Raw genomic sequence first — 14,952 nt, forward strand, 5'->3', positions numbered from 1 at the left:
CGTGCCGACGATGGTGCTGCCGATGAGGTGTTTAATCGTCGTTGGATAATAAAAAACCCCGCAATCGCTTGCGGGGTTTTTAGTGTTACAACATCAGCGCTTGCGCGGTGGCGGCAAGTCCGTACACACGCCTTCGCACACTTCGGCGCGCTTTTGCCAACCTACCGATCGATTCACCCAGCGTCGGGTGTGGGTGGATGGTCTTGCCGATGTCGGTGCCGTCGCAGCCCATTTCGATGGCCAGCGCGATTTCGCCGCTTCATCGTTCACCTGTCACCCGCATGCGTGCCGACGATGGTGCTGCCGATGAGGTGTTTAATCGTCGTTGGATAATAAAAAACCCCGCAATCGCTTGCGGGGTTTTTAGTGTTACAACATCAGCGCTTGCGCGGTGGCGGCAAGTCCGTACACACGCCTTCATACACTTCAGCGGCCATACCGATCGATTCGCCCAGGGTCGGGTGCGGGTGGATGGTCTTGCCGATGTCGGTGCCGTCGCAACCCATTTCGATGGCCAGCGCGATTTCGCCAATCATGTCGCCCGCATGCGTGCCGACGATGGTGCCGCCGATGATGCGGTGCGTTTCCGCGTCGAACAGCAGCTTGGTGAAGCCTTCGGCGCGGCCGTTGGCCACGGCACGGCCCGAGGCGGCCCACGGGAAGTGGCCCTTCTCGACCTTGATGCCCTTGGCTTTCGCTTCGTCTTCCGTGATGCCGGCCCATGCCACTTCCGGGTCCGTGTAGGCGACCGATGGAATCACCTTGACGTCGAAGTGCGACTTCTGGCCGGCGGCAGCTTCCGCTGCCACGTGGGCTTCATGCACGGCCTTGTGCGCCAGCATCGGCTGGCCGACCAAATCGCCGATGGCGAAGATGTTCGGCACGTTGGTGCGCATCTGGCTGTCGACTTCGATGAAGCCGCGGTCGGTGACGTTCACGCCGGCCTTGTCGGCAGCGATCTTCTTGCCATTAGGGCTGCGGCCCACGGCGACCAGCACCAGGTCGTAGACTTGCGGCGCCGGCGCCGTGGCGCCCGCTTCGGCCGCTTCGAACGTGACCTTGATGCCTTCCGGCAACGCTTCCACGGCGACCGTCTTGGTCTTGGTCATGATGTTGTCGAAGCGCTTTTCATTGAACTTCTGCCACACCTTGACGGCATCGCGGTCGGCGCCCTGCATCAGGCCATCCATCATTTCGACCACGTCGATGCGTGCGCCAAACGTGGAATAGACGGTCGCCATTTCCAGGCCGATAATGCCGCCGCCGATGACCAGCATGCGTTTCGGGATCTGGCGCAATTCCAGCGCACCCGTCGAATCGACGATGCGCGGGTCTTCCGGCACGAAGGGCAGCTTCACCACGGACGAACCGGCGGCGATGATGGCTTGCTTGAACTGCACGACTTTTTTCGAGCCGTCGCCTGCCGTCACTTCGATGTGGTTCGCGCTGAGGAACTGGCCCACGCCCGTCACCACTTGCGTCTTGCGCGCCTTGGCCATGCCGGCCAGGCCACCCGTCATGTTCTTGATGACGCCTTCCTTGTACGCGCGCACCTGGTCGATGTCGATCGTCGGCTTGGCAAACGTCACGCCCGTATTGGACATGTGCGCCGTTTCATCGATGACGGAGGCGACGTGCAGCAGCGCCTTCGACGGGATGCAGCCCACGTTCAGGCACACGCCGCCCAAGGTGGCGTAGCGCTCGACGATGACGGTGCTCAGGCCCAGATCGGCCGCGCGGAACGCCGCCGAATAACCGCCAGGACCGCCGCCCAATACCATCATGTCGATATCGATGTCGACCTGGCCGCTGTAACTGCCGGCCGGGATGGCGGCGACAGGTGCCGCTGGTGCCGCAGCCGGAGCTGCTGCCGGAGCGGCTGCGGCAGGTGCAGGAGCCGCCGCAGGAGCGGCTTCAGCCGCACCTTCAGCCGCTTCCAGCACCAGCAAGGCGCTGCCTTCGGCGATCTTGTCGCCGACCTTGACCTTGATTTCCTTGACCACGCCCGCGTGGGTCGATGGAATCTCCATGCTGGCCTTGTCCGATTCGACCGTGATCAGCGACTGGTCCACCTTGATGGTGTCGCCTACCTTGACCATCAGTTCGATGACTTCGACTTCCTTGAAGTCGCCGATATTCGGTACTTTTACCTCTACTGTGCTCATCAATCGCTCCTTACAGCAGAATTTTGCGCATGTCGGCCAGGACTTCGCCGAGGTACACGGAGAATCGCGCGCCCATCGCGCCATCGACCACGCGGTGGTCGTAGGACAGCGAGGTGCCCATCATCAAACGTGGCTGGAAGGCCTTGCCATCCCATACCGGCTTGATCGAGGCCTTCGACAGACCCAGAATCGCCACTTCCGGCGCATTCACGATAGGCGTGAAGTGCGTGCCACCGATGCCGCCCAGGGACGAAATCGTGAAGCTGGCGCCCTGCATGTCGGCCGGTTTCAGCTTGCCTTCGCGCGCCTGCAAGGACAGTTCCGTCATTTCGCGGGCGATCTGCGAGACCGACTTCTGGTCCGCGCCCTTGATCACGGGCACCACCAGGCCATTCGGCGTGTCGGCCGCAAAGCCGATGTTGTAGTACTGCTTGAGGATCAGGTTTTCGCCCTTGGCGTCGAGCGAGGCGTTAAACGCGGGGAATTTCTTCAGCGCGGCCACGGAGGCCTTGATGACGAAGGCCAGCATGGTCAGCTTGGCCGCATCCTTGTTCTTCGCGTTGGCCGCGTTGGTGTCGACGCGGAACGCTTCCAGGTCGGTCACATCCGCTTCGTCGAACTGCGTGACGTGCGGGATCATGACCCAATTGCGGTGCAGGTTAGGACCCGAGATTTTCTTGATGCGCGACAGCGGCAGCAATTCTGTGGTGCCGAATTTGCTGAAGTCCAGCGACGGCCATGGCAGCAAGTCCAGGCCCACGCCGGAACCGGCCTTGGCGACCGGCGCACTGGCGGCGCCTGGTGCGGCAACAGCGCCCGACATCACGCCCTTGACGAAGTTCTGCACGTCTTCCTGCGTGATGCGGCCCTTCGGACCGGAACCGCCCACGCTGGTCAGCTCCACGCCCAGTTCGCGCGCGAACTTGCGGATCGATGGCGACGCGTGCGCCAGCTTGCCGTTGACGGCAGGCGCGGCGGCAGGCGCCAGGGCAGCGGCGACCGGCGCCGAAGCGACGGCAGCGGCTGGTGCGGCGGCGGCTTGCGCTGGCGCAGCGGCAGCAGCGGCAGCGGCGCCGGTCGTTTCCACCACCAGTACCAGACTACCCTTGGCGACCTTGTCGCCGACCTTGACCTTCAATTCCTTGACGATACCGGCGTGGCTCGATGGGATTTCCATGCTGGCCTTGTCCGATTCGACCGTCAGCAGCGACTGCTCGACGGCGATCGTGTCGCCGACCTTGACCATCAGTTCGATGACTTCGACTTCCTTGAAGTCGCCGATATCGGGCACGGTCACTTCGACCAGACCGCCAGCGGCGGGCGCTGCGGCAGGTGCGGCGGCAGCGGCAGCTTCAGCAACTGGCGTGGCTGCCGGTGCAGGCGCAGCGGCGGCGGGTGCCGGAGCGGACGCGTCGTCCGCCACTTCCAGCAGCAGCACCAGCGAACCTTCGGCGATCTTGTCGCCCACGTTGACTTTCAATTCCTTGACGACACCGGCGTGGCTCGATGGAATCTCCATGCTGGCCTTGTCCGATTCGACCGTGATCAGGGACTGGTCAACCTTGACCGTGTCGCCCGGCTTGACCATCAGTTCAATGATCTCGACTTCCTTGAAATCGCCGATATCCGGGACTTTGACTTCCACAATGCTCATAGCTTGCTCCGTTATTTTATTTGTCAGATGGACCCGCACACACGCCAGGGCGGCGCTTTCGCACCGCCCTGGCATCATCGGGTCCGCACAACGATTACTGGGTCACCGGATTCGGTTTGTTCGCGTCGATGCCGTACTTGGCGATCGCCTGCTCCACCACCGACACGTCGATCTTGCCTTCGTCAGCCAGCGATTTCAACGCGGCCACGGTGACATAATAACGGTTCACTTCGAAGAACTCGCGCAGCTTGGCGCGGCTGTCCGAGCGGCCAAAGCCATCGGTGCCCAACACTTTGTAGGTGCGGCCCTTCGGCATGAAGGCGCGGATCTGTTCTGCAAACGCGCGCATGTAGTCGGTCGTGGCGACGATCGGGCCGTCCGTGTCCTGCATCAGCGACGTCACGTAAGGCACGCGCTGCTGTTTCGACGGGTTGACCATGTTCCAGCGTTCCGCATCCTGGCCATCGCGGGCCACCAGCGTCAGCGACGGTGCCGACCACACGTCCGCAGCCACGCCCCAGTCGTTTTGCAACAGTTCGGCGGCGAAGATCGATTCGCGCAGGATGGTGCCGCAGCCGATCAGTTGTACGCGCAGCTTGGCGTCAGCCTGGCCTTCCTGCAGCTTGTACATGCCATTCAGGATGCCTTCTTCCTGGCCTGGCTTGATGCCTGGCTGGGCGTAGTTCTCGTTCATGATCGTGATGTAGTAGAACACATCTTCCTGGTTGGCGATCATGCGGCGCAGGCCGTCCTGGATGATGACGGCGACTTCATGGCTGAAGGTCGGGTCGTACGGCATGCAGGTCGGGATGGTCGCGGCGAAGATATGGCTGTGGCCATCTTCGTGCTGCAAGCCTTCGCCGTTCAGCGTCGTGCGGCCGGCCGTGCCGCCCATCAGGAAGCCACGGGCGCGCATGTCGGCCGAAGCCCATACCTGGTCGCCGATGCGCTGGAAGCCGAACATCGAGTAGAAGGTGTAGAACGGGATCATGATGCGGTCGTTGGTCGAATACGACGTCGCCGCAGCGATCCACGAGCTCATGCCGCCCGCTTCGTTGATGCCCTCTTGCAGGATCTGGCCGGCCTTGTCTTCGCGGTAGTACATGACCTGGTCTTTGTCGACCGGCTCGTACAACTGGCCTTTCGGGTTGTAGATGCCGATCTGGCGGAACAGGCCTTCCATGCCGAAGGTACGCGATTCATCGACCAGGATAGGCACCACGCGCTGACCCAGGTTCGGGTCCTTCAGCAGGGTCGAGATGACGCGCACGAACGCTTGCGTGGTCGAGATTTCACGACCTTCCGGCGTGGCTTCGAGCACGTTCTTGAACGCGTCCAGGCCAGGCACGGGCAGGGTTTCTTCCGACTTCTGGCGGCGCTGCGGCAGGTAGCCACCGAGGGCCTTGCGGCGCTCGTGCAGGTAGACCATTTCCGGCGCGTCGTCGGCTGGCTTGAAGAACGGAATGTCGGCCAGCTTGTCGTCAGGGATAGGCAGCGAGAAGCGGTCGCGCATTTCGCGAATCGCTTCGTCGTCGAGTTTTTTCGTCTGGTGCGCCGTGTTGCGCGCTTCGCCGGACTTGCCCATGCCGTAGCCCTTGATGGTTTTCACCAGCAGGACGGTAGGCTGGCCCTTGTGTTCCTGGGCGATCTTGAAGGCCGCGTAGATCTTGTGCGGATCGTGGCCGCCACGGGTCAGGCGCCAGATATCGTCGTCCGTCATGTTGGCAACCATTTCCAGCAGCTTCGGATGCTTGCCGAAGAAGTGCTTGCGCACGTAGGCGCCGTCCTTGGCCTTGTAGTTCTGGTATTCGCCGTCGACGGTTTCCATCATGACGCGCTGCAGGATGCCGTCCTTGTCTTGCGCCAGCAGGGCGTCCCAGCCCGGACCCCAGATGACCTTGACGACGTTCCAGCCGGCGCCACGGAATTCGCCTTCGAGTTCCTGGATGATCTTGGTGTTGCCGCGCACAGGGCCGTCCAGGCGCTGCAGGTTGCAGTTCACCACGATGACCAGGTTGTCGAGCATGTCGCGGGCGGCCAGGCCGATCGCGCCCAGGGACTCCGGCTCGTCCATCTCGCCATCGCCGCAGAAGGCCCAGATTTTACGGTTGTCGGTTTTCGCGATGCCGCGTGCGTGCAGGTATTTCAGGAAGCGCGCCTGGTAGATCGCCATGTGCGGGCCCAAGCCCATCGACACGGTCGGGAACTGCCAGAAGTCAGGCATCAATTTAGGATGCGGGTACGAGGACAGGCCCTTGCCGTCGACTTCCTTGCGGAAGTTCAGCATCTGCTCTTCGGAGAGGCGGCCTTCGAGGAAGGCGCGCGCGTAGACGCCGGGCGAGGAGTGGCCCTGGATGTACAGCAGGTCGCCGCCGTGGTCGGCCGTTGGCGCGTGCCAGAAGTGGTTGAAACCGATGCCCAGCATGTTCGCCAGCGAAGCGAACGAGGACAAGTGGCCGCCCAGGTCGCCGTCGGCGCGGTTGGCCTTGACCACCATGGCCATGGCGTTCCAGCGCATCCACGAGCGCAGGCGCTCTTCGTATTCCAGGTTGCCTGGGCAGTGTGCTTCTTGTTTGGTGGGGATGGTATTGACGTAGGCGGTGGTGCTGGAGAACGGGATCTGGGCGCCACGGCGGCGGGCCAGGTCAACCATGCGCTCCATCAGGTAATGCGCGCGTTCCGGACCTTCATTTTCCAGCACGGCTTCGAGCGCGTCCAGCCACTCCTTGGTTTCCTGCATATCCGGGTCGGTGCCGATCTGTGTCGTTACCTGGTTCAGTTGAGCTGACATCTGTTGAGTCTCCTTTGTGAACGCCCCACCCCGATTTTCCGGATCGCTGTCGGACGGTATTTCGCTGATTATTTACTATTAAGTCGGTTTAGTGTGGGGATTCTAACAGCGTATTTAGTATTTTTCAAATTACGATATAGCATTTCATATTATGAAATCACCCTATGGAATTTATGCTGCAGTGCCGCAAATTCTGCCCGGAAATTAGGATGAGTAGAGTAGCAAATAGCGCCGAAACCGGAAAACTTGCCTACCCTGGCCGCCCCTGCTCTACGAGCACATTAGCAAACCGAATTAAAACCCCAGTCGTCCGCACAGGCATACCGGGCCAAGCGGGCCTGAAAAATGTCGAGGGCAAGGCGCAGCGACGCAGACAGTACGCCAGTACGGCAAGGAGCTGCAACGCCGCCATCGGCATTTTCTCAGGCTCGCGTTTCCGGCCCGCTGTTGTTAAGCCTTGCGCTTTGAAACGCATGGCACTGATTAACTTAAAGGCTTGGCGCCAAAACCGCCCCTTTGCGCCGGCCGGCTTTATAATCTGTCTTTTCCCTCCCACACAGCCTCCCTACCATGCCAGCACAACTGATCGACGGAATCGCCCTCTCCCAAAAACTGCGCAGCGAGATCGCCACGCGCGCCGCCGCCCTCACGGCCAAGGGCACCCAGCCCGGCCTGGCCGTGATACTCGTCGGCGAAGACCCGGCCAGCCAGGTGTATGTCCGCAACAAGGTCAAGGCGTGCGGCGACGTGGGTTTCCACTCGGTGCTGGAAAAATATGAAGCGGACCTGTCCGAAGCGGACTTGCTGGCACGCATCGCCAGCCTGAACGCGGATCCCGCCATCCACGGCATCCTCGTGCAAATGCCCTTGCCCAAGCACATCAACCCGCACAAGGTCATCGAAGCGATCTCCACGACGAAAGACGTGGATGGCTATTCCGTGCTGAGCGCCGGTGAACTGATGACGGGCTTGCCGGGCTTCCGCCCGTGCACACCGTATGGCTGCATGAAACTGATCGAAAGCACGGGCGTCGACCTGCGCGGCAAGCACGCCGTCGTCATCGGCCGCAGCAACACCGTCGGCAAACCGATGGCCCTGCTGCTCTTGCAAGCGAACGCTACCGTCACCATCTGCCATAGTGCGACCCCGGACCTGGGCCTGTACACACGCCAGGCGGACGTGGTCGTGGCCGCCGTCGGCCGCCGCAACACCCTGACGGCCGACATGGTCAAGCCGGGCGCCATCATCATCGACGTGGGCATGAACCGCGACGATGAAGGCAAGCTGTGCGGCGACGTGGATTTTTCCGGCGTGAAAGAAGTCGCCTCGCACATCACCCCGGTACCGGGTGGCGTGGGTCCGATGACCATCACGATGCTTCTCATGAACACGGTAGAAGCTGCCGAGCGCATTTAAGAATCACCCGGGGCGGCATGACCGCCCTTTTATATATGGAACCGACGATGAAACCCAATCCCCTGCTTGATTTTTCCGGCCTGCCACGCTTCGACGCGATCACGCACGAGCATGTCACGCCCGCCATCGATACCTTGCTGGAACAGGCGCGCGCCACGGTGGCGCAGCTGGAAGCGCCCATGGAAGAAGTGAGCTGGGACAACTTCGTCGCGCCCCAGGACCAGATCGCCGAAACCCTGGGCCGCGCCTGGAGCATCGTCAACCATCTCAACAGCGTGATCGATACGCCGGAACTGCGCGCCGCCTACAATGCGAACCTGCCCAAGGTGACGGAATTCTTGACCGAGCTGGGCCAGAACGAAATCCTCTTCGGCAAATACAAGCAATTGCAGGCCCGCGCCGATTTCGCCAGCCTGTCGCCGGCGCGCCGGCGCATCGTCGAGAATGCCGTGCGCGACTTCCGCCTGGGCGGCGCCGAGTTGCCAGAGGACAAGAAAGAGCGCTTTGGTGCCATCCAGGAAGAACATGCGGCCGTCGGCACGCGTTTTTCCGAGAACGTGCTAGACGCCACGAATGACTACAAGTTGCTGGTCGAGAACGAAAGCGACCTGGCCGGCCTGCCCGACGACGTGAAGGCCGCCGCGCGCGCCGCCGCCGAAAAAGCGGGCAAGCAAGGGTACGAATTCTCGCTGCACTTCCCGTCGTATTACCCGATCCTGCAGTTTGCCGACAATCGTGCGCTGCGCGAAACCATCTACCGCGCCAACGCCACCAAGGCCTCGGACCAGGGCGACGTCTTCAGCAAGAAAGAGGACTGGGACAACACGCAAAACATCGTTACCTTGTTGCGCCTGCGCAACGAAGAAGCACAACTGCTCGGCTACGCCAATTTCGCCGAAGTGTCGCTGGTGTCCAAAATGGCCACCTCGCCCGCGCAAGTCATCGCTTTCCTGGAAGACCTGGCCCAACGCGCCCGTCCGTTCGCCGAGAAGGACCTGGCAGAACTCAAGCAATTCGCCCAGGAAGAACTGGGCCTGGACGAGCTGCAGGCGTGGGACGTGCCCTATGCCTCCGAAAAGCTGCAGGAACGCCGCTACGCGTTCTCGGCCCAGGAAGTCAAACAGTATTTCCCTGAACACAAGGTGATCGACGGCCTGTTCCGCCAGATCCAGAACCTGTTTGCGGTCGAGATCAAACTGGATACGGCGCCCGTCTGGCACCAGGACGTGCGCTTTTACCGCATCGAGCGCGACGGCACGCTGGTCGGCCAGTTCTACCTGGACCTGTATGCGCGCGCGGGCAAGAGCGGCGGCGCCTGGATGGACGATGCGCGCGGCCGCCGTGCCGACGCTCAGCACGTGCAAACGCCGATCGCTTATCTCACCTGCAATTTCACGGAACCGGCCGTGGTCGATGGCCAGGTTCAGCCGGCGCTGTTTACGCACGACGAAGTGATCACCCTGTTCCACGAATTCGGCCACGGCCTGCACCATATGCTGACCGTCGTCGACGAACTGGGCGTGTCGGGCATTGCCGGCGTCGAATGGGATGCCGTGGAACTGCCATCGCAATTCATGGAAAACTTCTGCTGGGAATGGGAAGTGCTCGAACACATGACGGCACATGCCGTCACGGGCGAGCCGCTGCCGCGCGCACTGTACGACAAGATGCTGGCGGCCAAGAATTTCCAGTCCGGCTTGCAAACCCTGCGCCAGGTGGAATTTTCCTTGCTCGACATGCATTTGCACTACGATTACGATGCCAGCACGGGCCAGAGCGTGCAGCAGCTGATTGACGGCGTGCGCGCCAAGTTCGCGCTGATCATCCCGCCCCCGTTCAACCGCTTCCAGAATTCCTTTGGGCATATCTTCGCTGGCGGCTACGCGGCTGGCTACTACAGCTACAAATGGGCCGAGGTGCTGTCCGCCGATGCCTATGCGGCGTTTGAAGAAGCCAGGACGCTGGGACCGGCCGCCACCACGGCAGCGGGCAAGCGTTACCTGCAGGAAATCCTGTCCGTCGGCGGCTCGCGCCCGGCGCTGGAATCATTCACCGCCTTCCGTGGCCGCGAACCGTCGATCGACGCCCTGCTGCGCCATAGCGGCATGGCAGCCTGAGTTCGCCATGAGCCGAGTCGATTTTCACAGCAACGTGCCCGACAAGCTGGCCTACGCCTGCCGTCTGGCACGCAAAGCCTATATGGCGGGCAACAAGGTCGTCGTGCTGGCGGCCGACAGCGTCCAGCTCGACGCCTTGAACAGCGCCATGTGGACCTTTTCCGCCACGGATTTCCTGCCGCACGTGCTGGCCGGCGACCCGCTGGCGGCGCAAACCCCAATCATATTGACCGATGACGCGGCGGCCGAGTTGCCGCACCACGACATCCTCGTCAACCTGTCGCAGGTGCCGCCGCCCAACTATGCACAGTTCCAGCGCGTGTTCGAAATCGTCTCCATGGATGAGCAAGATGCGCAGGCGGGCCGCCAGCGCTTCCTGCACTACCGCCAGCAAGACGTGCAGCCGACGCACTTCGTGGCGGGTAACTCAGTGGACAAACAATGAGCCAGCAGCCATTCGACCAGGGCATTCCCCTGCTGACGGAGGTGCTGCTGGGGCCGGAGGTGGCTGAGGTGGCGCCCGCCATGCCAGCCGAGCCTGTTGTCGAGGCAACGCCAGCGTTGCCGCCCAGCATGCCGCAACCCGACTGGGACGCCATCGAACAGCGGCTGACGCAGCGCATCCTGCACCAGGTGCAGGGCAAGATCGACCATCTGCTGGAAGAGCGCATCGCCCACGTCCTGCAGACGGCCCTGCAAAACGCCCTGATCGGCATGCGCGGCGCCCTGCGCGCAGACTTGCAGCAGTCGCTGGAACAGATCGTGGCGCATGCCGTCAGCCATGAACTGGGGCATTTGCACCCACCTGCACAGCAATCAAGCCACCTTTACCCCTAACAGCGAATTGCCGGGGTCGGACCCTGAGGGTCCGACCCCAGTCCTTGCCGCTGGGTTAATGTCAGCATTCCCCCTACACCTTTCCCCCTCCCAACGCCATTCTTTGGTGCGCTCGCGCCTGCGAAATCGGTGCATCACGCCTCACTTTGGTGATTGTTGCGACAAAATGCAAAAAGCCCCAAAAGCGCCTTTGCGCCGCCTGTTTTTTGTTGTACCTTTCTTCACACGTACCGCCATTCGAAGCGGTTTCACGAGACGCCGCCGTATCTTTATCCATTGGAGAATGTTTATGCTGCTCAAGACCAAAGTCCTTCCTCTCGCCCTCGCCCTCGCTTTTGCCGGCCATGCGGGCGCGCAGGAAATCATCAAGATAGGCCACGTCGCCCCGGTCTCTGGCGCCAGCTCCCACCTCGGCAAGGATAATGAGAACGCGGCCAAGATGGCCATCGAGGATTTGAACGCCAAAGGCTTCAAGATCGACGGCAAAGTCGTGAAATTCGTGCTGGTGCCCGAAGATGACGCAGCCGATCCCAAGCAGGGCACGGCTGTGGCGCAAAAACTGGTCGACGCCAAGGTCAATGGCGTCGTCGGCCACCTGAACTCGGGCACGACGATTCCCGCCTCGCGCATTTACTTCAATGCCGGTATTCCGCAGATTTCACCGGCGGCCACCAACCCGACGTACACCCAGCAGAAATTCAACACGGCCTTCCGCGTGGTGGCCAACGACAACAAGCTGGGGGGAACGCTGGGCGCGTATGCCGTGGGCAAGCTGCAGGCGAAGAAAATCGCCGTCATCGATGACCGCACGGCCTACGGCCAGGGCGTGGCGGAACAGTTCGTCAAGGGCGCCAAGAAAGCGGCGCCTGGCGTACAAATCGTCGGCAAGGAATTTACGAATGCCAACGCGACCGACTTCAATGCCATCCTGACCAGCATCAAATCGAAAAATCCCGACCTGATCTTCTTTGGCGGCATGGATTCCGTGGGCGGCCCCATGCTGCGCCAGATGAAGGCGCTGGGCATCAAGGCCAAGTTCATGGGTGGCGATGGCTTGTGCACGGAGCCGCTGGGCAAGCTGGCGGGCGACGCCGTGGGCGAAGACATGGTCACCTGCGCGGAAGCGGGCGGCGTGACGGGCGCGCAGCAAAAAGGCATGGACGATTTCCGCGCCCGCTACAAGCAGAAATACAATATGGAAGTGCAGCTGTACGCGCCGTATGTGTACGATGCCGTGATGACCATGGCCACCGCCATGGCCGACGCCAAATCGTCGAAACCGTCCGTCTACCTGCCATTCCTGGCCAAGGTGCACTACCAGGGCGTGACGGGCCCGATCTCGTTCGATGCCAACGGCGACATCAAGGATGGCGCGCTGACGCTCTTTACGTACCGAGATGGCAAGAAAACCAAGATGGAAGTCATCAAGTAAGCGGCTGTTCCGCCACGTAATCGCGTAAACCTGCGGCCAGCGCGTCGAAGGTGGCGCGGCAGCGCAGGCTGCCGCGCAAGTCTGCATGCATGGTGACCCAGGTTCCCATCGGTAGCGAAAACGCTTGCGGCAACACGCGCCGCAGGGCCGGATTGCGCGCCGCCAGCCCCGCCTGGCACACGCCGATGCCGGCGCCCGCCCGTATCAGAGCCAGTTGCGCCAGGTCGCTGTCGCTGCGCCAGGCAAAGTTTTCCCGCGAAAAACCCTCAAAGGCGGCGCCCGCGTTGCGCACGAACGGACTCGCCTCGTCGTAGCCGATGACGGCGTGCTGTGCCAGATCAAGCAATCCCATCGGCGTGCCATGGCGCGCCAGGTAATCCGCGTGCGCATGCAGGCCCAGTTCGATATCGCCCACCTTGCGCGCCACCAGCTGCTCCTGACGCGGACGCAGCATGCGCACGGCAATGTCCGCCTCGCGGCGCAGCAAATCCTGCACCTTGTTGCTCAACACCAGTTCAATGACCAGTTCCGGATGGCGTTCGCGCAAGCTGGCCAGGATGGGCGGCAGCACTTCCACGCCCACCACTTCGCTGGCGGCGATGCGCACGACACCGGCCACGCCCTGCCCCTGGCTGCTGGCGGCGCGCTGCATCAGGGCGGCCGTGTGCTCCATGGTTTCCGCATGGGGCCGTAGCGCCAGCGCCACTTCCGTGGGCAGCAAGCCCTGCTGGGAGCGCGTAAACAGGGTCGCACCCAGCTCCTTTTCCAGAGCGGCGATGTGCCGGCCGACGGTGGGCTGCGTGATGCCCAGCGCGCGGGCCGCGCCGGACAGCGAGCCGTGCTTCAGCACGGCCAGCAGCGAACGATAGTATTCCCAGGCAATGGCAGTAGTCATGCATAAATGTATAGCCTCTGCTCGATGTTCGTCAATTCTCAATTAGGCTTGCGCGGCAGATACTGGCGCCATCAACCACACGGAGGACAATATGGACAAAACAGTATTGGTACTGGGCGCCACGGGCGGCATCGGCGGCGAGATGCTGCGCCAGCTCCTGGCGGCGGGCTGGCAGGTACGCGCCTTGACGCGGGGAACAATACAAGCGCCACGGGGAGACAACATCGCATGGCTGCGCGGCGATGCGCTGTCGCGCGCGGATGTGCTGGCGGCCGCCAAAGGCTGCGCCGTCATCGTGCACGCCGTCAACCCGCCCGGCTACCGCCACTGGGGCCGGCTGGTGCTGCCCATGCTCGACAACACCATCGCCGCGGCGATTGCCGAAAACGCCACCATCGTGCTGCCCGGCACCGTGTACAACTTTGGCCCCGATGCCTTCCCCGTGCTGGCAGAGGACGCGCCGCAGCACCCGCAGACGCGCAAGGGCGCCATCCGCGTGGAACTGGAAGCACGGCTGGAGCGAGCCAGCACGCAGGGCGCCAGGGTCATCATCGTGCGCGCGGGCGACTTCTTCGGCCCCCGCGCCGGCAACAACTGGTTTTCGCAGGGCCTCGTCAAGCCTGGCCAGAGCGTGCGCAGTATCCTGTATCCGGGCGCGCCCGGCGTGGGCCACCAGTGGTCCTACCTGCCCGACGTGGCGCGCACCATGCTGCAATTGCTGGCCATGCGCGCTACCCTGCCCGCGTTTGCGCGCTTTCACATGGCCGGCCACTGGGACCACGACGGCCGGCAAATGACGGGGGCGATTGCCCGCGTGGTGAAACAGGCCACGGGAACCACGCCCGCCATCCGGCGCTTTCCGTGGTGGCTGGTGGCGCTGGCGTCGCCGTTCGTGGCGACCCTGCGCGAGATGCGCGAGATGCGCTATCTGTGGCAAACGCCCTTGTCCATGGAGAATGCGCGGCTGCTGGCCGTGCTGGGCCAGGAGCCACATACGCCGCTCGACGAGGCGGTGCGGGCAAGCCTGGAAGGCATGGGCAATTTAGATGCAGCAGACAAAAAAAATGCGCCGGGATTGCCGGCGCGCTAATTGCAGGTACTGCGGCACAGATTATTTCTGTGCCAGTACCCATTTAACCAGGGTATGGGCTTCCGCATCGCTCACTTGCGGATTGGCTGGCATCGGGATCGCGCCCCAGGTGCCGGAACCGCCCTTCATGACTTTCGCCACGAGCTTGGCTTCCGCGTCTTTTTGACCGGCATACTTGGCAGCCACGTCTTTATACGCAGGGCCCACCAGTTTCGTGCTCACCGCATGGCAAGCCATGCAGTTTTTTGCTTTCGCCAGGTCCGGATTGGCCAACGCTGCTTGCGATGCCAGAGCCGATACGGTCAATACACTCACCAACATAAAACGTTTCATTGTCTTTTCTCCAAAGTTACTTCCTGCGGCATTTTACTGTGTTTCCGCAGATGCACCACGAGCCCAGATCAAGCGTTTCAATGTAGGAACGCAATGTAGTAGCGATTAGGCACTCATATTCTGCCCCATCTGCGCGTGCCTGACCATGTTGTTTGTAAGGCGATGTAACGCCAGGCGGCCCCGCACGGTCAAACGGGGCCGGCCGTCGCACTTATACAACAA

Annotated in this window: 11 protein-coding genes; 6 read left to right on the forward strand and 5 right to left on the reverse strand. The window is 62.2% G+C overall.

Annotation, left to right across the window (positions count from 1 at the left end):
• Positions 1-377: 377 nt before the first annotated feature.
• The 3 genes from lpdA to aceE all read right to left on the reverse strand — a co-directional run bounded on the left by lpdA (position 378) and on the right by aceE (position 6,610).
• On the reverse strand, positions 378-2,165 hold the full coding sequence (lpdA, locus tag O0882_RS04120) for a dihydrolipoyl dehydrogenase (protein ID WP_289945551.1): 1,788 nt from the start codon (positions 2,163-2,165) through the stop codon (positions 378-380).
• A 10-nt stretch (positions 2,166-2,175) separates the two neighbouring features.
• A complete protein-coding gene (aceF, locus tag O0882_RS04125; RefSeq protein WP_289945552.1) occupies positions 2,176-3,819 on the reverse strand; it encodes a dihydrolipoyllysine-residue acetyltransferase in 1,644 nt (547 codons plus the stop codon).
• Between the two features lie 94 nt (positions 3,820-3,913).
• Positions 3,914-6,610, reverse strand: a complete 2,697-nt coding sequence (gene aceE, locus O0882_RS04130; protein WP_289945553.1) for a pyruvate dehydrogenase (acetyl-transferring), homodimeric type — start codon at positions 6,608-6,610, stop codon at positions 3,914-3,916.
• A gap of 570 nt (positions 6,611-7,180) precedes the next feature.
• Between aceE and folD the strand changes: the two genes are divergently transcribed.
• The 5 genes from folD (at position 7,181) to O0882_RS04155 (ending at position 12,412) form a co-directional block, all read left to right on the forward strand.
• Positions 7,181-8,026, forward strand: a complete 846-nt coding sequence (gene folD / locus O0882_RS04135) for a bifunctional methylenetetrahydrofolate dehydrogenase/methenyltetrahydrofolate cyclohydrolase FolD (protein WP_289945555.1) — start codon at positions 7,181-7,183, stop codon at positions 8,024-8,026.
• Between the two features lie 35 nt (positions 8,027-8,061).
• Positions 8,062-10,143, forward strand: coding sequence for a M3 family metallopeptidase (locus tag O0882_RS04140; RefSeq protein WP_289946821.1), 2,082 nt, complete (start codon positions 8,062-8,064; stop codon positions 10,141-10,143).
• A gap of 7 nt (positions 10,144-10,150) precedes the next feature.
• On the forward strand, positions 10,151-10,588 hold the full coding sequence (locus O0882_RS04145) for a DNA polymerase III subunit chi (protein WP_289945558.1): 438 nt from the start codon (positions 10,151-10,153) through the stop codon (positions 10,586-10,588).
• The gene (locus O0882_RS04150; protein WP_289945560.1) at positions 10,585-10,980 is read left to right on the forward strand and encodes a hypothetical protein; all 396 of its coding nucleotides are present in this window, start codon (positions 10,585-10,587) and stop codon (positions 10,978-10,980) included. Before O0882_RS04145 ends, O0882_RS04150 begins: the two co-directional genes overlap by 4 nt.
• 289 nt (positions 10,981-11,269) lie before the next feature.
• The gene (locus tag O0882_RS04155; RefSeq protein ID WP_071075745.1) at positions 11,270-12,412 is read left to right on the forward strand and encodes a branched-chain amino acid ABC transporter substrate-binding protein; all 1,143 of its coding nucleotides are present in this window, start codon (positions 11,270-11,272) and stop codon (positions 12,410-12,412) included.
• Here O0882_RS04155 and O0882_RS04160 read toward each other — a convergent pair.
• On the reverse strand, positions 12,405-13,307 hold the full coding sequence (locus O0882_RS04160) for a LysR family transcriptional regulator (protein ID WP_289945563.1): 903 nt from the start codon (positions 13,305-13,307) through the stop codon (positions 12,405-12,407). The genes O0882_RS04155 and O0882_RS04160 overlap by 8 nt on opposite strands.
• Before the next feature lie 91 nt (positions 13,308-13,398).
• Between O0882_RS04160 and O0882_RS04165 the strand changes: the two genes are divergently transcribed.
• The gene (locus O0882_RS04165; RefSeq protein ID WP_289945565.1) at positions 13,399-14,397 is read left to right on the forward strand and encodes an NAD-dependent epimerase/dehydratase family protein; all 999 of its coding nucleotides are present in this window, start codon (positions 13,399-13,401) and stop codon (positions 14,395-14,397) included.
• Between the two features lie 21 nt (positions 14,398-14,418).
• Here O0882_RS04165 and O0882_RS04170 read toward each other — a convergent pair whose 3' ends face one another.
• Complete coding sequence (locus O0882_RS04170) at positions 14,419-14,730, reverse strand: c-type cytochrome (protein ID WP_071075742.1); 312 nt, start codon at positions 14,728-14,730, stop codon at positions 14,419-14,421.
• Between the last annotated feature and the right edge of the window lie 222 nt (positions 14,731-14,952).

It is taken from the genome of Janthinobacterium sp. SUN073, from assembly GCF_030397665.1.
Lineage (GTDB): Bacteria > Pseudomonadota > Gammaproteobacteria > Burkholderiales > Burkholderiaceae_D > Janthinobacterium.